The organism is Mycobacterium sp. NGS57, from assembly GCF_059812405.1.
In genome coordinates this window covers 78,967-96,555 of record NZ_JCALCP010000003.1, presented here as the reverse complement: position 1 = coordinate 96,555, position 17,589 = coordinate 78,967, and the positions used below count along the sequence as shown (strand labels likewise).

16 protein-coding genes are annotated in these 17,589 nt (G+C 66.4%); 7 read left to right on the top strand and 9 right to left on the bottom strand.

All coding sequences use genetic code 11. The features are described 5' to 3' along the window. Positions 1-33: 33 nt before the first annotated feature. From AC5Y43_RS06800 to AC5Y43_RS06790, 3 genes are read right to left on the bottom strand one after another with little or no spacing between them, the layout of a single operon-like run. Positions 34-546: a gluconokinase gene (locus AC5Y43_RS06800; RefSeq protein WP_499970653.1), complete on the bottom strand. Its 513-nt coding sequence runs from the start codon at positions 544-546 to the stop codon at positions 34-36. Then, the gene (locus AC5Y43_RS06795) at positions 522-2,519 is read right to left on the bottom strand and encodes a DUF7064 domain-containing protein (protein WP_499970651.1); all 1,998 of its coding nucleotides are present in this window, start codon (positions 2,517-2,519) and stop codon (positions 522-524) included. Before AC5Y43_RS06795 ends, AC5Y43_RS06800 begins: the two co-directional genes overlap by 25 nt. 18 nt (positions 2,520-2,537) lie before the next feature. Further along, a complete protein-coding gene (locus AC5Y43_RS06790; protein WP_499970649.1) occupies positions 2,538-4,043 on the bottom strand; it encodes a carboxylesterase/lipase family protein in 1,506 nt (501 codons plus the stop codon). Between the two features lie 81 nt (positions 4,044-4,124). On the opposite strand from AC5Y43_RS06790, the gene AC5Y43_RS06785 reads away from it, so the two are divergent. After that, complete coding sequence (locus AC5Y43_RS06785; RefSeq protein WP_499970647.1) at positions 4,125-4,814, top strand: hypothetical protein; 690 nt, start codon at positions 4,125-4,127, stop codon at positions 4,812-4,814. Here AC5Y43_RS06785 and AC5Y43_RS06780 read toward each other — a convergent pair. Next, the gene (locus tag AC5Y43_RS06780; RefSeq protein WP_499971497.1) at positions 4,804-5,778 is read right to left on the bottom strand and encodes an SDR family NAD(P)-dependent oxidoreductase; all 975 of its coding nucleotides are present in this window, start codon (positions 5,776-5,778) and stop codon (positions 4,804-4,806) included. The two genes, AC5Y43_RS06785 and AC5Y43_RS06780, sit on opposite strands and share 11 nt — an antisense overlap. After that, entirely contained in the window at positions 5,772-6,989 is a 1,218-nt protein-coding gene (locus AC5Y43_RS06775; protein ID WP_499970645.1) for a cytochrome P450, read from the bottom strand. The genes AC5Y43_RS06780 and AC5Y43_RS06775 overlap by 7 nt, the downstream gene beginning before the upstream one ends. A gap of 84 nt (positions 6,990-7,073) precedes the next feature. On the opposite strand from AC5Y43_RS06775, the gene AC5Y43_RS06770 reads away from it, so the two are divergent. Next, the gene (locus AC5Y43_RS06770; protein WP_499970643.1) at positions 7,074-7,700 is read left to right on the top strand and encodes a TetR/AcrR family transcriptional regulator; all 627 of its coding nucleotides are present in this window, start codon (positions 7,074-7,076) and stop codon (positions 7,698-7,700) included. A 4-nt stretch (positions 7,701-7,704) separates the two neighbouring features. Here AC5Y43_RS06770 and AC5Y43_RS06765 read toward each other — a convergent pair whose 3' ends face one another. The 3 genes from AC5Y43_RS06765 to AC5Y43_RS06755 all read right to left on the bottom strand — a co-directional run bounded on the left by AC5Y43_RS06765 (position 7,705) and on the right by AC5Y43_RS06755 (position 10,443). Then, positions 7,705-8,526, bottom strand: coding sequence for a mycofactocin-coupled SDR family oxidoreductase (locus AC5Y43_RS06765; protein WP_499970641.1), 822 nt, complete (start codon positions 8,524-8,526; stop codon positions 7,705-7,707). Then, the gene (locus AC5Y43_RS06760) at positions 8,520-9,593 is read right to left on the bottom strand and encodes an NAD(P)H-dependent amine dehydrogenase family protein (RefSeq protein WP_499970639.1); all 1,074 of its coding nucleotides are present in this window, start codon (positions 9,591-9,593) and stop codon (positions 8,520-8,522) included. Before AC5Y43_RS06760 ends, AC5Y43_RS06765 begins: the two co-directional genes overlap by 7 nt. Before the next feature lie 61 nt (positions 9,594-9,654). After that, the gene (locus AC5Y43_RS06755; protein WP_499970637.1) at positions 9,655-10,443 is read right to left on the bottom strand and encodes an SDR family NAD(P)-dependent oxidoreductase; all 789 of its coding nucleotides are present in this window, start codon (positions 10,441-10,443) and stop codon (positions 9,655-9,657) included. Positions 10,444-10,656: 213 nt separating this feature from the next. On the opposite strand from AC5Y43_RS06755, the gene AC5Y43_RS06750 reads away from it, so the two are divergent. Beyond that, entirely contained in the window at positions 10,657-11,256 is a 600-nt protein-coding gene (locus tag AC5Y43_RS06750) for a TetR/AcrR family transcriptional regulator (RefSeq protein WP_499970635.1), read from the top strand. Between the two features lie 10 nt (positions 11,257-11,266). On the opposite strand, the gene AC5Y43_RS06745 is transcribed toward AC5Y43_RS06750, so the two are convergent. Continuing rightward, positions 11,267-12,394 (bottom strand): NAD(P)H-dependent amine dehydrogenase family protein, encoded by a 1,128-nt coding sequence (locus AC5Y43_RS06745; protein ID WP_499970633.1) that lies wholly within the window; start codon positions 12,392-12,394, stop codon positions 11,267-11,269. Between the two features lie 474 nt (positions 12,395-12,868). Between AC5Y43_RS06745 and AC5Y43_RS06740 the strand changes: the two genes are divergently transcribed. The 4 genes from AC5Y43_RS06740 (at position 12,869) to AC5Y43_RS06725 (ending at position 17,567) form a co-directional block, all read left to right on the top strand. Beyond that, positions 12,869-13,783, top strand: a complete 915-nt coding sequence (locus tag AC5Y43_RS06740) for an NAD-dependent epimerase/dehydratase family protein (RefSeq protein ID WP_499970631.1) — start codon at positions 12,869-12,871, stop codon at positions 13,781-13,783. 79 nt (positions 13,784-13,862) lie between these two features. Beyond that, positions 13,863-14,933, top strand: a complete 1,071-nt coding sequence (locus AC5Y43_RS06735; protein ID WP_499970629.1) for an NAD(P)H-dependent amine dehydrogenase family protein — start codon at positions 13,863-13,865, stop codon at positions 14,931-14,933. Between the two features lie 289 nt (positions 14,934-15,222). After that, a complete protein-coding gene (locus tag AC5Y43_RS06730) occupies positions 15,223-15,870 on the top strand; it encodes a hypothetical protein (protein WP_499971495.1) in 648 nt (215 codons plus the stop codon). Between the two features lie 167 nt (positions 15,871-16,037). Next, positions 16,038-17,567: a nitric oxide reductase activation protein NorD gene (locus tag AC5Y43_RS06725; protein ID WP_499970627.1), complete on the top strand. Its 1,530-nt coding sequence runs from the start codon at positions 16,038-16,040 to the stop codon at positions 17,565-17,567. The last annotated feature ends 22 nt before the right edge of the window (positions 17,568-17,589 follow it).

Here is a 17,589-nt window from a genome sequence, read left to right as displayed (position 1 = left end):
AACCGCCAGCCGCGCCACGAAGGCGCGCGTCGTTCAGGCGCCCGACACGAACGCATCGACGATCGCGTCGACACGCTGACCGACGTCCACGGTGATGCCGGCCTCGTCGGCGCCCAAGGGCTCCAGCGCGTCGAACTGCGAGCGCAGCAACGCAGCCGGCATGAAATGTCCGGGCCGCCCGGCCAGCCGGGCGGCGATGAGCTCCGGTGAACCGCGCAGGTGCAGGAACGTCGCGCGCGGACAATGCGCCCGAAGTTGGTCGCGGTAGGCGCGTTTGAGCGCCGAGCAACTCATCACCCCGCCGTCGCGGTGGGCGGCCAGCCATTCGCCGACCCGCTCCAGCCAGGGATGGCGGTCGTCGTCGGTGAGGCTCTTACCGGCGGTCATCTTGGCGATGTTGGCGGGGGGATGCAGGGTGTCGGCGTCGGCGAACGGCACTCCCAGCCGACCGGCCAGCGCCGCCCCCACCGTCGACTTGCCGGATCCGGACACGCCCATCACGACGACGGGCGCCGTGGCGCCTACTCGGCGCGGTGGCGGTTCCATTCCACCCAGCCGACCCCGCTGCGGCCGTCCGCGGTGTGGACCGTGGCCCAGGCGCGCGGAAACTGGCTGGCCCGCCCGTCGGCGGCGGTCAGGCGCACCGGCGCGTGGCCGCGCAGTTCGACCTCGGCGGTGATCCCGCCGGGGCTGAGTTCCAGCGTCGCATTCCGCGGTAATCCGTTGTCGCCGAAGCCTTCCCGCGAGGTGACCGTCTCCAGCTCGGTGAGGTCCCCGCCCGCGTCCTGGGCGTAGCCGATGCTGAACTCCGGGGCGCCCGGAATGCGGATGTTCACGCCGTGCAGGTGGCTGCCGTCGTCGAGGTGCAGCGCGCTCCAGATCCAGTCCATGCTCCACCAGTCGCGCACGCCCCACGAGTGGTCGCGCTGCCCGGGGACCGCGTCGACGCGATAGCTGGTGTCCCCGATTGTGACGGTTCCCGTGACGGTACAAGGGATTTCGTAGCGCGTCGTCACCCGGTACTGATACGGCGTGCCGTCGGTGGCCCACACCAGATTCATCGTCACCGCGACGGGAGTCCCCGGCTCGCCGCGCAGCAACGCCGACGGATCGGAAAAAGCCTGGCCCCGCCCGCGGATGTCCACCCGATAGGACTGCAACGGGGCGGCGGCGGAGTGGCCGACCTCGAGGCCGTCGGTGCGCACCACCCACGGGTCGCACGGCAGCGCGACCTCGGCATCGATGGCGACGGTCGGCATGTCGGGTCCGCACAGCAATGCGTGCACCCAGGCCGTCTGCTGGTTGGCGATCAGGCCGAGGCGAAACCAGCCGCCCAATCCCTGTGCGGCATCGACGAAGTCGGCGTACCAGCTTTCGCTCCACAGCGGCTCGGCCGTCGGGACGTGGGCGCCTTCGTCGTCCTCCGACGGTCGCAGCGGCTCCGGCAGTGCCGCGACCGGTAGCGTCGCCAGCGCGTCGGTGTCGAGCACGTGGTCGCAGTTGCGTTGCAGCATCGTCATGAACATCCGGTCGCCGCGGTCGGTGCGCTCCACCAGCATCGACGAGACGATCGCCATCATCACGCCGAAAAAGCTTTGCCGGCGCACACCTTCGGCGACGTCGGTGCGCCCGATCGGCGCCTGCGGCCCCAACGCCTCGTGATAGGCGGTCAGCAATTCGTCGTAGCGCTCCCGGCGGTCCTCGGTACGCAGCGCGCAGCCCAGGAAGTACGCCAGGTCGGTCAGCGCCGGCCCCCAGGACACGGTCTGCCAGTCGACCACGGTCAGCGCGCGTTCGGCCCCGGCGGTGCCGAACAGCATGTTGTCCAGCCGGTAGTCGCCGTGCACCAGACCCATGATCCGGCCCGGCTCCGACTCCTGGGCGAGGTAGCCGTCGAACGCGGACACCAGGCGTTCGCACACCACCCGGTGTTCCGGGGCGATCTGGTCGCCGTAGCGGTCGACGAAGCCGGCGTACAGCGCCGCGATCATCGCCTGGTTCAGCGGCGCGTCCCGGTTGAGCCATGGCGCCTCGGCCAGGGTGGTGTCCCCGAGCAGCGGGCCGTGCAGCCGCCCCAACTCGACGACACCGACGCGGGCCTGCTCGGTTGTGGCACCGGCGATTTCGTCACCGACGAGGGCCGGCCCGGCGTCACCGAGCAACAGGTCGAACACGCCCGTCGCAGTATCGACCGCGCCGTGGTAGCACGGCGCGATGGGCCCGCCCAGCCGCGGCGCGATGTCGCCGTAGAAGCGGACTTCGCGCTCGTAGAGGCCCAGCGCCGAGCCCGTCTGCCGGCTCACCGGATCCGACGCCGCGACCTTGAGCACCACCGACCCGGGTCCCCGGCCTTCCGAATCCGCATAGGTGAGCAACACGCGGTAGCACTCGCTCATCTGGCCGGTGCCGATGCGCTCCACGGCAAAGTCGGCGACGGGCCCCGCCCCGAGCGCCGCGGCCAGCCAGGCGGCCGTGAGATCGTCGGGGCGTTCGATGATTTGCTCGGTGTCGGCGTGCATGGACCTCAGCGTGCCAGCTCATTGCGCAAGGGAGAAACCGTCCCAGGCGATTCGGCGGTGCGGGTGCGGGTCGAACTCGACCCGGCTCTTGCGGTCGAAGACCATGACGGCGCGGTCGGCGGGGGTGTAGGCGGGCCAGTCGTCGCCGGGCGCGCCCGTGCGGCTGAACGACCGCCACCGCCGTTGCACCTCGTTGCTGACCCGAAGGGCGGCGCCGCGATCGGCGGCGGCGGTCAGCAGCGCGCCGAGCCGGGTGCGGTAGACGTCGAAGACGGCCAGCAGCTCGGTGGCATGCGTCGCTCCCAGGCCCGACCAGCGCAGCGTGCGCGGGGCGTAGTCGTACCGGTACAGGTAGGTGGGCGCGTGGCCGCTGTGGGCCTCGGCGATCTGCCACGCCGCCGAGCTGAACGCGAAGTCGCCGCCGAGCTGGATGCAAGCCGAGGGCGCGGGGTATCCGGGGTAGGCCGCCGTAATGCGTTCGCGGGCGGCCGGTTCCGTGTCGGCCAGCAACTCTTCGATCATCGATTTGTTCGTCGGCAGCATTTTGAGGAACCGGGTGAACAGGCGGCCCTCCTCGGCGTTGGTGCCCACGATGAGCGGCACCCGGTGCGCCCGGCCGCGGCGCATCGCCTCGACGGGCTCGACGGGCAGGACGTCGTCGCCGAAGCTCGGCCCGATGGGAAAGGCGCCCAGCCTGCTCTCCATGCCCTCGTCGATGAGCCGGTGCTGGGCGCGGACCAATTGCGACGCTGACGCCCGCATCACCGCGTGGGCGGCGTCCCCGCCGCGCGCGCCGAGCAGCCGGGCAAATCGGTTCGCGAATTCCTCGGCGACCTCTTGCGAGCGCACCAGGCCCGACGCCGGGCTCTCCGAGATCGCCCGGGCGAACAGGCCTTTGGCCGCGGGCACGGCCAACAGCGTGGAGGTGATGCACGCCCCGGCGCTTTCGCCGAAGATGGTGACACTGCCGGGGTCGCCGCCGAATTCGGCGATGTTGTCCTTGACCCATTGCAATGCCAGGACGATGTCGCGCAGGTACAGGTTGCTGTCGATGCTGACATCCGGTGTCGACAGCGACGACAGGTCCAGGCATCCCAGCGCGCCGAGCCGGTAGTTGACCGACACGTATACGCATCCGCGACGCGCCAGCGCGGCGCCGTCGTAGATCGGGGTGGCCGAGCTGCCCAGGATGTAACCGCCGCCGTGAATGAACACCATCACCGGCAATGGCTCCGTCGGCGCGGCCTCCGGGGTGACGACGTTGAGGGTGAGGCAGTCCTCGCTGGTGGGCTGGTAGCGGCCGATACCTAGCAGGGTGTAGCGGCGCTGCTGGGGCGCGCAGTTGCCGAAGCCATGGCAGTGCCGCACCCCCGACCACGGCAGCGCCGGCTCCGGCGCCCGCAGCCGCAGGCGCCCCACCGGCGGCCGGGCGTACGGGACGGATCGCCAGCGGTTGACGCCGTCGCGGGTGAATCCTTCGACGATCCCGGCGGTCGTGCGGGCGCGCGTGGTGCGCTGATGCATACCAGTGACGGTAACTGACACACGCGATCCGCAGGGCCACTAGTGCGCCGGACCGCGGGGCGTGGCGGCTAACCTGGCGGGATGCGGATCGCCGCGCTGGTCGCCCTGACGTTGCTGGTTGCCGGTTGCTCGCATGCGGGCGAGGGGAACTCGGGGCAATCCCAGACCACCTCGCCGACATCGGCCGGCGGTTCGCCGACAACGACCGGGCCGTCGGGCAGCAAACCGGCGGCCCCGTCCGTCGCGCCCGCGGCCGGCGCCCCGATCTCCGACGTCGTCGCGTGGATCGAGGCAGGTCACCCCGCCGACCCGGGCCGCTATCACAGCGCGACGCGCGACGGCGCCAGCACACCCCTCGGCGGCGACGTCGCGCTCACGGCAACCGCGGGCGCGGTTTCCTGCATGACCGACTCCCAGCACACCGGCGGTGCGCTGGCGTGCCTGGTGAACCTGACCAATCCCCCGCCCCGGCCCGACACGGCCTACGGCGAGTGGAAGGGCGGCTGGGTCGACTTCGACGGGGTGAACCTGCAGGTCGGGTCGGCGCGCGCCGATCCCGGCCCGTTCATCAACGGCAACGGGCCCGAACTCGCCAACGGGGATTCGCTGTCGTTCGGCGATTACCGCTGCCGCGCGGACCAGGCGGGCCTGTTCTGCGTGAACTACGCCCATCAGTCGGCGGTGCGATTCGCGGCCGCCGGCATCCAGCCGTTCGGCTGCCTGAAGTCCGTGCCGCCGCCGGACGGGGTCGGCACCGCGTTCAGGTGCTGACACCCCCGATGATGCCGGCGAAGAGCTCGCTCATCTCGTCGCCCGGCCCGCCCGGAACGGTGTAGCCGGCCTCGTCGCGGATTTCGTCGAGGTGGTCGCGCACGTCCTCGACGGACAGCCCCGGGCGATGGAAACCCTTTGTCCTGCCGATGAAGAAGCGCGCGACGTGGCCGGCGCCCACCGTGTAGATCTCCCCCGACACCGGACAATCCCGGTGTGCCAGGAAGGCCACGACCGGAGCCACCAACGCCGGGTCCAGCCGCTGCAGGTACTGGCCGACAAGGTCGTCCAGCACCTCCCGCGCCGCGGGATCATCGGGTGCGCCCGCCTCGTCGATCGAGTGCGTCAACATCCGCGTGTAGGCGATCGGGGCGATGGCGTTGACCTTGATGCCGTGGGCGGCGCCCTCCGCGGCCAGCACGCGGGTCAGTCCGATCAGCCCTGCCTTGGCGGCACCGTAGTTGCTCATCCGTTCGGCGCCAAGGATTCCCGCGGCCGAGCACGTGTTGAGGATGCGGCCGTAGCGCCGCCCGCGCATCGCCGCCCACGCCGGCCGGGTCACGTAGAACGCGCCCTTGAGGTGCACGTCGACGAGCGGCTCGAGCCGGGCGGCGGTCATGTCCTCGAAGGGGGCGTCGCCGACGATCCCGGCGTTGTTGACCACGATGTCCACCCGGCCCCAGGCGCGCAGGGCGGTGTCGACGATCGCCTGTCCCCCTTCGGGAGTCGTCACGGTGTGGGCGTCGGCGACGGCCTCGCCGCCCAGCGCGCGGATCTCGTCGGCGACGGCGCCGGCCGCCGCGGCGTCGGACCCGCCCCCGGTCACCGATCCACCGACGTCGTTGACCACGACGCGCGCGCCGCGCGAGGCAAGCAGCAGCGCGTACTGCCGGCCCAGGCCGCCGCCCGCGCCGGTGATGACGGCGACCTCGTCGTCGAAGCGAAGTTCCGCGGCGCTCACCAGCTGACCGGGAGTTCTTTCATGCCATAGATGTTGGCGTCTTTGAACCGCAGTTCTTCCGGCGGCACCGCGAGCTTGAGGCCGGGCAGGCGGCGCGCCAGCGTGGTGAACGCCACCTGCATCTCGACGCGGGCCAGGTTCGCCCCGATGCATTGGTGTGCGCCGTACCCGAAGCCCAAGTGCCCGCGGGCGTTTCGGAAGGCATCGAACGCTTCGGGATTGCCGACGAATTCGGCGTCCCAGTTCCCGGCCAGCAGGTTCATCATGACGAACTCCCCGGCACGGATCAGCTGGCCACCGATCACCAGGTCCTCGGTCGCCACGCGATCGACCTGGCTGTGCACGATGGACAGGTAGCGCATGAGCTCCTCGACGGCGTTGGCGACGAAGGCGGGGTCGTCGGTTTGCCCGAGTCGGGCGAATACGTCCGGATGTTCCAGCAGCGCAACCGTTCCCAACGCGATCATGTTCGCGGTCGTCTCGTGGCCGGCCTGCATCATGATGACGCTGTTCATCGACGTGGTGGCGTGGTCGAGCTGGCCGGTCGCCGCGTATTCGGTGAGCAGACGGCTGATCAGGTCGTCGCCGGGTTCGTGCGCTTTGCGTTCCACCAACTCCTGGATGTAGGCGTACATGGCCCCGAAGGCCTGTCCGCGCTCCTCGTCGGTGCTCCTTTGGTCGAGTCCCCGCGTGGTGTTGTGCTGGAAGAGTTCGAGGTCTTCGGGCGGCACCCCCAGCAGCAGCGCGATCACCATCGACGGCACCGGCAAGGCGAATTCACGCACCAGATCGGCCGGCGCGCCCTTGTCGATCATCCGGCCGAGATAGTGGTCGACCATGTCCTGGATGTGCGGGCGCATCGACTCGCAGCGCCGGAAAGTGAAGTTGCTGGTCATCATGCGCCGCAAGCGCTGATGCTCGGGATCGTCGGCCCGCGCGAACATCACCGGCACCTTGTTGTCCTCGTCCGTCGGCATGATCGAGTCCGGAATGGTCTTCGCGGACAGGCGCGGATCGACCAGCGCCGCCCTGATGTCCGCGTACCGGCTGACCACCCAGACCGGGTTGCCGCCGAACATCGCCCGTCGCAGCCCGGGGCCGTCACGCCAGTCCGCGAACTCCGCGGGTGCCGCCAGCGGGCAGTGCGCGGCCCGCGGCACGGGCAGGACAGGAAGTTCGATCTCCGATTCGGAAGTTGTTGAGGTCACCGGCATTTCCCAATAAGTGTCAGTCGGCTGTCAATTACAAGAGCGTAGAACGTCGGTGCTGGGCAGTCAACCGTCGGTTAGGCTGTCACGATGACCGCGGTTGCAGACCGGCCGTTGCGGGCGGACGCGGCGCGCAACGTCGAGCGCATCCTGCGCGCGGCGCGGGAGGTCTATGGCGAGCTCGGGCCGGATGCGCCGGTGGAGGCCGTCGCGCGCCGTGCCGGCGTCGGCGAACGCACCCTCTACCGCCGGTTTCCGGCCAAGGCGGACCTGGTCCGGGCCGCCCTGGATCAAAGCATCGCCGAGGATCTCACGCCGGCCATCGAGGACGCCCGCCGCGCCGACGACCCGCTGCGCGGCATCGGCCACCTGATCGAGGCCGCGATCTCGCTGGGGGCCCGGGAACACAACCTGCTGGCCGCCGCGCACCGCGCCGGGTCCCTGAGCGCGGACATCTCGGACACCCTGAACCAGGCCCTCCACGAGCTCGTCGTCCGGGGCCAGCGGGCCGGGCTGGTGCGCGCCGACCTGGTCGCCGATGATCTTCCGCGGCTGATCGCGATGCTTTACGGCGTACTGCCGACGATGGATTCGAACAGCGATGGCTGGCGGCGCTACGTCGCACTCATCCTCGACGCGGTGTCGAGCACCGAACGAAAGCCGTTGCCCCCCGGGGCCGCCCTGCAGATTTCCGAGCCCAGCAGCTGGCGCGTGTAGCGGTTCAGTTGATCGTAACCCCGGCGTCGACCTTGAACTGCAGCCCGGTGACCCACCTGGACTCATCGGAGATGAGAAACAGCACCGCGTTGCTGACGTCGGCGGGCTCGACGGCGGGTGTGGGCATCGCGTTGACGAAGATCGGGATCAGGTCGGGCCGTTCCTCCCCCAGGGCGACGCCGAACGACGGGGGAATCATCCCGGTATGGCAGCCCGTGGGAAGCACAGCATTCACCCGCACATTCTGGGCGGCCAGTTCATTGGCCAATCCCAGGGTCAGACCCACGACACCGTATTTCGCGGCCGTGTAAGGCAGCTGTAGCGGATAGCCTTTCACGGCTCCCGCAGAACTGATGTTGACGAGACTGCCGCCTCCTTGCTCGAGCAGGTGCGGTATCGCGGCCGCGCAGGTGTTCCACACTCCGATGAGATCGATGTCGACCACCGTTCGCCACTGATCGAGTGTTGTTCTGTCCCAAGGCGCCGACGTCAACACGCCGGCATTGGCCACCGCTCCGTCCAGGCCGCCCAGCTCGCTTACGCCGTCATCGACGGCCGAGCGCAACTCAACGTCGTCACGGACGTCGACGACGCGGCTCACGCAGCGACGGCCCAACTCGAGAACCAGGCGTACGGTCTCGTCGAGGTCATCCTCGGTGGCCAAGGGATAGTCGATCTGCGGCAGCGACTGGCAGATATCGACCAGGATGAGATCCGCGCCCTCCTCCGCGAGCCGCAGCGCGTGGCTGCGCCCCAAACCGCGGGCGGCGCCCGTAATAAGTACGCGTTTGCCGGCGACGCGGCCCGAGGGTGAGGCCGTCACCAAATCAGGCCGCGCATCGTTGCCGATTGGGGAATGTCCTCGACGGCGATCAGCCCTTGCGGCGCACCGCATACCCAGTCGATCGCGTTGACGGCCCGGCCCGCCGTCGAGATGCAGCCGGCGTCGGTGGAATCGAAGACCGGATGGGAAACGTGGGTGTTGATTTCGACGCGCGGTTCACCCTCCACAACGACACGGTGCACGCCGGTATGGCCATCGGGCGGGAATTCCCAGTCGGGCGCCGCGGCGATGGTAAGCCGTGTCACGTGCTCGAGGGTGATCACCGGCTCGCCGTCGCGGACACCCTCGGTGGCGAACCGCACCGCGGCCATCTGGCCCGGCTCGACCGTCATCATCGTGCATTCGATGCGCTCCGGTGTGTACCACGGTTCGACACGTTGGCGCACGTCGTCAAGGTTGATGTCGAGGTTGTCCGCCAGGCTGCGCACCTGACCGCCCCACATCGACACGATTACCCCGGGCAGAAACATCATCGGCGAGTCGTCGTCCGGAGTCGACCCAAAACCCATTGCAGCGCCGGTGAACTCGGCATCGTCATAGTTTCCGTAGTCGAAGATCTCCTGCACGGTGATCGAGGAGACCCGGGTGGTGAGGCTGACCGCCGAGTGCACCAGCGTGTCGCCGGAGAAGCCGGGGTCGATGCCGTTGACGTAAAGCGACGTGTTGCCGCCCTCGCAAGCCTTTTGCAGCGGCTCTCGCAACCAGTCGTCCGCGTGGCGGGGTGTGACCAGCCAGACCATCGACGTACCGACGACGTTGGTTCCCGCCGCGAGGAATTTGGCCATCTGGTCGATGGCTTCCATCGGCCTCGTCTCGCCCTGCGAGGTGTAGACCACGCAGTCGGCATCGAGGGCAATCAGGGCGTCTATGTCGTCAGTGGCGATGACGCCGGTCGGTTCGTCTAGTCCGCACAGCTGCGCTGCATCCTTGCCGATCTTGTCGGCACTGGCGGCATGCACCCCTACCAGTTCCAGGTCGGGTCGGCCGATGATCGCGCGCAGCGAATGTCGGCCGACATTCCCGGTGGAGAATTGGATTACTCGCCGCATTGCTGCCCTCAACCTCCTTCAGATCCGTTGCGCCGCCGGTCAAGTCCGCCCGGGCCGCCCGTCAGTAGTCGGGTATCGGCAACGGCGAATTGTTCGAGTCTATGCCGCCGTCGACGTGGAAGGTCGCGTTGGTCGCGTAACAATCGCGCGTGCATAGATACACGGTAAGCCGCCCGAGGTCCTCGACGTCGCCCAAACGATGCAGCGGCGTGGCCTCTTGCATCTTTTCCAGCGACCCAGGCATCAAGTCCAGGCTGCCCTTCAGGCCGTCGGTGGCGAACGAGCCGAGCGCGATGGCGTTGACGCGGATCTTCGGCGCGAGTTCCTGTGCCATGGCGCGCGTGAGCGCTTCCAGAGCGCCCTTCGCGACGCAATAAGCGGTCAGCGCCCGAATGCCGAACCGGGCCGATCCCGAGGAGATGTTGACGATGGATCCGCGTCCGCCCTCCAGCATGTGCGGGGCCACAAGCTGGCTCATGATGAAGGCGGAGGTCACGCACCAGTCGAACGTATGCCGAAAATCTTCGTCGGTAATGTCCAGAAACCGGGCGTAGGTAGACCCACCCACATTGTTGACCAGGATGTCGATGCGGCCGAAGCGCTCCATGGCGGTGTTCACCACACGCTCTCCGTCCGGACGACTCATCGCGTCCGCGACGATCGCCAGCCCCTTGCCACCCGCGGCCTCGATACCCTCAATCGTGCCAACGATATCCGCCTCGGTGCGCGCGGTGCCGACGACCGTCGCCCCCGCCTCCGCCAGCACCCGGGCGATACCTGCCCCGACACCCTTCCCGGCGCCGGTGACGATCGCGACCTGTCCATCCAGCTGGAACTGCTCCAACGCCATGCCGGGCTCCTTCGGTCGTGCGTGGTGTGTGCGCCGTTCAATCTAAGAACGAATCTGACTAAAGTCAACGACAATGTGCGATCCGGACTCGCATCGACAAGGGCAGGGCAACGATGTTCAAAGTAGTACAAGCCTTTCTGACACAAACACGTCATACTGGTTGAACAACCCCCGGAATTATCATGCGAGTCAAGTCAACTGTGAGGAACCGAAATGGCTGTGACGGACAGGGTGTCTGCGCGAGAAGCCAAGCGCTTGCAGACGAGGGAGCGATTGATGGGCGCCTCGATCGCCGAGTTCGCCAGGGCCGGAATGGCCGAAGCCGACGTCAGTGCCATCGTGGCCGCAGCAGGGGTCGCCCACGGAACCTTCTTCTTCCACTTCCCCACCAAGGAGCATGTTCTGCTCGAGCTGGAACGACGCGAAGAGGACCGGATAGCCAAGCAGTTCGCCCAGTTCTTGAAGTCCAAGCACGACCTGCCTAGCGCCTTGCGGGAGGCGGTCCGCCTGGTGGTCGGATTGGAACGGCGGCTGGGCGACCTGTTATTCAATGACTTTCTTGCGCTGCATTTTTCGCAGACCCGCCCGCAGACCGAAGACGGCAGAGACCACCCGTTGATCGTTCTGGTCGCCCAGGAAATCGCGCATGCTCAAGAACGCGGCGAGACGGACCCCAGAGTCAATCCGATGAACAGTGCGGTGTTCTTCCTATTGGGTCTCTACGCTCTTTTGATCACCACCAACCACTGGCCGACAGGCCACGAACTGCTGGAAGATTACGTCGTCAGAACGTTGCGGAGTATGAAGTCCTGACTCAGGCGAGTCACGGGCGTATCACGCCGCGCAGCGGCATGAGCCCGAGTTCGTTGTGGGACATGAACCCCGGCGGAGCGTCGCAGACCGCGGGAATGGCGTTCGCGGGGCCCATCGCGGTCCAGGTGTACCCGGGCAGCGCGTAGCCGCCATTCGGGTCCTGTGCCCCCTGCAGGATCAGCTCGGTGGACGAATCACCCTCGATCACTATGCGGTAGTGGTAGTGCTGAGGCCAATCCTCCTGCGGTTCAATGGCGTCGAAGGTGTCCATCGTGTAAATCTCGTGAAAAATTATGAGCGGCTTGCCATCCACCCACGCCGTCCACTTGTGATGCTGGCGAGCGACGGTACCCTTCTTGATCACGCCCTTGAAGCCCGGCATGTCGCTGGTCTCCCCGCCTTCGAAGGGGATGTCGCGCGTGGCAGACCCCAGCTCCACCTCTGTCGTGTATTTCTCGACTGTTTTGCCCATGCCCTCCACGATCATCGCCATCGATTGCGCGAACAATGGCCATGCTTGCCCCAGCAGATTCGGGCCGTCCTCGAATCCGGCCGGATCGCTCCCCATCCCCATCTCGAACAGATACTTCAGCGTGTCCCGGCCGAAATTCACCACCTCGTAGATGTGAATCGTATCGATCTGGCTGACGATTCGGGCCAGAGTCAGCACGAGCAGGTCTCCCGCGAAACCGGGATTGACACCACCCGCGTGGAACGATGTCCCGCCCTCCAGGCAGGCCGCATGGATCTTGTCGATATCCGCCTGGCTGTGCTCTGTTCGGTACCACCACGCGCCACCCGATGCGACCACGTTCTTCCCGCCGCGCAGCAGGCGGCAGACCTCGTCGGGGTCAGACCACAGTGGCGCGTAGAACACGCAATCGGCATCGAGCGCCTCGATGACCGCCTTGTCGTTGGTCGCGAGCACTCCCGTCGGTGGTTTACCGCAGAGATCGCCGGCGTCCTTGCCGACCTTCTCCGGACGATTGCACAGCACTCCAACCAGTTCGTAGGCCGGGTTATGCGCAAAATGGCGGAGCGCTATCGTGCCGACGTTGCCGACGCCCCACTGGATAACGCGATACTTCCTCTCGGCCGGGGACTTTCGCGTCGCTGCCTCCGCTTGGGTGAGCGTCATTGCTACTCCTTACCTGCACCGACACGACGAAAAACGAACGGCTCTTCGCCGGAGCACAGCGGGCCGGCGTAAGAGGCTGGCTGCCGGCAGTTCGCCGAGCCTGAGCGGCAGAGCGCTTGCTGAGCCTAGGCCCTTCTTGAACATTGTGTCAACGATACTAATGGCTGACTCATGTCAGTACTGGTACGCGATTGCGCCCGATGCAACCGGCGGTAGGTAGCCCGCGCACGCATCGCTCTGCTGCACCCGCCGAGCACAGGAGCCAAGGCACTTGTGGCATACAACGGCAAGAATTAGTCGCATTCCGGGTCAATTGACCGCCAACTCGCGCCGCAGCTACGACTCGACACGAATTTGAAGGTTTTCCTTGACGCGGCGGCCCTTCTACTGAGTACAGTCAGTGAGTCACGTCACCATACGTGCGGTGGCGATTGGCAAGCATCATCAAACCTGCAAGCAGAATGGTTCCTACCCATGCTTCAAGATCGGAAGATCCTGGTGACCGGGGGTACCGGTCAGATCGCGGGACCGATTGCCGAGGACTTCGCCAGGCACAATGAGGTGTGGATCGCGGCGCGGTTCAGCAACCCCGACCGGAAGGCGGAACTCGAGGCGCTCGGCATCAGGACTTGTGTATGGGATATGGACACGGGCGACAACTCGATGCTGCCAGACGACTTCACCCACGTGGTCCATTCGGCGCTGAACCTCAGCCCTGACCATGACCGGGCCATCGCCAACAACGCTGAAGGATCCGCGCTGCTGATGCAGCACTGCCGCAAGGCAAAAGCGTTCCTTCATGTCTCCAGCACCTGCGTCTACAAGCCTCACGGAGATCATCCCAACCATGCCTATGCTGAGACCGACCCGCTCGGCGGCCTCGCCAGTTACGCTGAGGTCTATCCGGTCGCAAAGCTCACCTCCGAGGGCAGCGTTCGCGCGGCCGCACGTCTGCTCAACCTCCCGACCACCATTGCTCGAATGAACGTGGGATACAGCTGGACGGGTCACGGTGGACTGCCCATCATGCAGTATCAGACCTTCAAGAATGGACAACCTTGGCTTACACCGGTGGGCTACAACAACATCGGTTCACCCATCGGAGGCGTTGACATCGCTGACCAAGCGCACAAGCTGCTTGAAATCGCGACTGTCCCTGCGACGATCGTCAATTGGGGCGGCGACGACCCCGTCACGGACCAACAGATGGGCGAATACGTCGCCGAACTCACCGGCGTGACCGCAAGTTTTGCGGAGTCGCCCGTCAGCTTCGACAGCTTCTGGTCAGACAACACCCGCCGCGAGCAACTCATCGGAAAATGCTCGCAGCACTGGAAGCAAGGCGTCCGGGACACATTTTCCAGGCTCGGTCTCATCAGCGCCGACTAGCGGCGCCGAACTGATCGTGCGAGTGGACCGGGCAGAGGCGGGTTCGTATGTGCCTCGAGGCGATGAACGGAGGCAGGTAATGCGCAGGGTGATCCAATTTTCGACAGGTAACGTCGGCCGACACTCGCTGAAATCAATAATCGAACGACAAGATCTTGAACTGGTCGGCGTCCACGCCGCCGGCCCCGAGAAGGTCGGCCGCGACGCTGCCGAACTGTGCGGAGCGGGAGAAGCAACGGGCATATTCGCGACGGACGACATCGACGCACTTGTGGACCTTCGGGCCGACTGCGTCGTCTTCACGGCACAAGCCGAAACCCGGCCAGTAGAAGTAATCGATCAGATGTCAAAATTCCTTTCCGCTGGCACCAATGTCGTTGGCAGTTCGTTGGTCTGGCTGGTGGCACCCAGCCATGCACAGGACTGGATACGAGATCCTCTGGTGCAGGCGTGCGAACAGGGCAAGTCCTCGCTATACATCAACGGGGTTGATCCGGGCTTTTCGGCAGATACTCTGACCCATACCGCTCTGAGCCTGGTCACCCGTGCCCGCTCAGTAACGGTGCAAGAGATATTCGACTACGGGAACTATGACGACGCCGAGTTCACCGGTGCGGGAATGGGCTTCAACAAAGGGCCCGACGACGACCCGCCCTTGCTATTTCAACCTGGGATCGTCGACTTCATGTGGGGAGGGCAAGTACGTCGGCTGGCTGACCTGATGGGGATAAAGCTGGACGAAACGCGTCAGCGGACCGAAAGTTGGTACACGCCAGAGAAGATTGAATGCACGATGATGACCGTCGCCCCAGGACGACGGGCCGCTGTTCGATTCGCCGTCGAAGGGGTCCTCAATGGAGAGCCGGTGATAACCATCGAGCACGTCACCCGGCTGACAACCGCTGCAGGACCCGATTGGGTCTACCCCCCAGAAGGTCTCACCGGGGTTCACAAGGTGGTGATCGAGGGAGACCCGCGGGTAGAGATCAACACCCATGTCTCTCACCCGCTGCTGGATTCCACCGACGCCGCATGTATGTCGACGGCGGCGCGCGCGCTGAACGCGATCGATTGGGTCTGCGATGCCCCCGCGGGCCTCGTTGCCCTGGAAGACATTCCGCCGGCGGAGATGTTGCCGCCATTGATGTAGCGGCGACGCGTGCTGCGGCACTACACGGGAAGGAAAGTGAAACGGTGACGGTCAAACCCGGCGGCTCGAACGTGTCGGCACGTTCCGTCGTGAAAACCCCCATAGCTGCTCGCCATTTCGACTGCCTGGCTGACTATAGTCAGTCTGTTATAGTGCACGAGCGTCGCCAAGCAGCCTGTGACAAGGAGGGTTTGTGAACCTGCCGAATCTGCCGAAGCTGCACCAGCGTGACGCCGGCACTGGTGTGACGGCCGGACCTGCCGCACCGGGTGTGGCAATCGACGAGCACATGGAGCGGTCGCGACTCGCGCAGCGTCAGGCCGACACGTGGCTGATCTCCGGCAGTCTCCTGATCGGCACCGCGGCCCTCGGCGTCTTCGGCCTGCCGCTATTCCTCTGGGGTGTGCGGTTGCTGCGGCGGGCCCAACGCGATGGTCTGTCCGTTCGGCCGATGCTGGTCACGCTGCTCGGCTACCTCGTCATCATCGACGCCGCGATCAACACCGTCGGGTGGGCGCTCGACCTGGTGGCAAACCACACCCTGCTGGCCCGCGTGCTGCTCAACGGGTGGGGCAACATGTTCGATGCCGGCTATTTCTGGCACTACAACGAGCTATGGGTCGGCGGCGCGGCCGGCCCCGGCGAAAAGGCCATGGAAGTCGGTCTCATCCTGACCGTGTTCACCATGCGCATCGCCGCTGCCATCGGCTTCCTGCAGATGAAGCGGTGGGGCCATCAGTGGATGGTCGTCACCTGCTGGATGGGCGTGGTGATCTGGACCGCCTACGTCTTCAACATGACCATGTTCGCCGACGTGCGCTTCGCCGGTGTCGTGCTGCCGGTCGTCGGCTGGTGGCTCTACGACATCTTCTACATCACCCCGTTCCTGGCGATCCCCTATCTGCACACCGTCAACCGTGAACTGTTCTCCGACTGAGCGCGGCGCGATGACCGTCGAATTCACGCATCACCTGACTACGTCACCGAGGAGGTCAAATCGTGGACTATGTGTGGGAAATCCTTCGCTACGTCGCCGCGTGGGGCGGCACCGGCCTGATCATCTGGTTTTGGTATTGGCTGTTCTCCAACATCGGCACATTCTGAATGGCTGACCACTCCGATGCCCATGCGATGGCGCTGGAACGGAGCTGCTCCGTGACGGCGGTCGCGCTCAGCGAGCAACGCCGCGAAGGCGTCCGGCTCGTCACCGGCGAGCGGCGGGGCTTCGGTTTGAACGCGGCACTGACCTTCGTGCATGTCCCCTACCCCCCGCTGTCCGACTGGACGCGCCGGACCCTCACCTGCGCTGTGGCCCTGCAATGTTCGCCATCGAAAGAACGCATCACCGAGTACCGCCTGAACGAGTTATCGTCTCGCGAACTGCGCGCGCTCACCCTTGTCGAAGCCGGCGTCGCCCTGGGCTGGATCGCTTCGCGGTGGCCCGGCCTGCTGCCCGACGCACGGCGCCTACTCCCCCACATCCACATCGAGGCCGGCGACATGTCCGCCGCCGAGATGCTGGGCCGGGCAATCGCATTGGCGGCCGAGGGCGAAGCACTGACGTTTTATCCGCTGCTGGGCACGTTGCCGCTGGCCCACACCGCGCCGCAGGGACTGACCGATAGGTTGCGGCGCAGCTTCGGCAGGATGCCCTGGACGACCACGCAGAAACGCCTCCCACGGCCGTACTCGGTTCCCGTCGGCGGCGACGGGGGCGTCCGCAATCCCAACCTGCCACCGCCGAGCCGGCCGCAGGACAACGATTTCGACGTCACACCGCAGCACCGGCCCGGGATCCCCTACCCCGAGTGGAACATGTGGACGCGGCGATTCATGCGTGACCACGTCGCGGTCGTCGAGCATGCCGACGGCCGGCGCATCGGCCGCCCGGTTCCAGTGGCCGTCGACGTGCGCAAGTGGTTCGAGGAACACACCCACCGCGCGATGACCAACCGCCTCGAGGACGGCTCCGACCTCGACGTCGATCAGTACGTCAACCACTACATCGACCTGACCACCGGTGAGGCCAAGGAGCCCAGGGTGTTTCGTGAGCTGCTGCCCAGCAGCCGCGACGTGACCACGGCGTTGCTGCTCGACGGCAGCTCGTCGCTGGGGGTGCACGGCGGCCGGATTTTCCAGCTCGAATTGGCCTGCGCCGACGCGCTTTCGCGGGCCATGACGACGGCGCGCGAGCGCCACGGCGTCTTCGTCTTCACCGGCAACACCCGGCATCGCGTCGAAGTGCGCTGCCTGAAGGACTTCGAAGACCGCCGGTTCGTGCCGCCCAGCGGGCTGGGTCTGGCCACCCGCGGATACACCAGACTCGGCGCACCCCTTCGCCATCTGACGAGCCGGCTGCTGGCGCAGCCCTCCGAGCGGCGCCTGCTGATCGTCATCGGCGACGGGCTCATCTCCGATGAAGGTTACGAGGGCCGCTATGCGTGGGCCGACGCCGCGCACGCCGTCGAGGAGGCCAACGACGCCGGGGTCTCGATGTACTACGTGGGCGTCGGGCCGACCCGCGTCGATCCCCTGCCCGAGGTGTTCGGTCCCCGTCGTTCGCAGCGGATCCGGCGTATCGAGGAGCTGCCCCGGGTACTGGCCCATGTCCATCGCGAACTGGTCGCCGCGTGACCGACCACCAACTGAGGAAGAG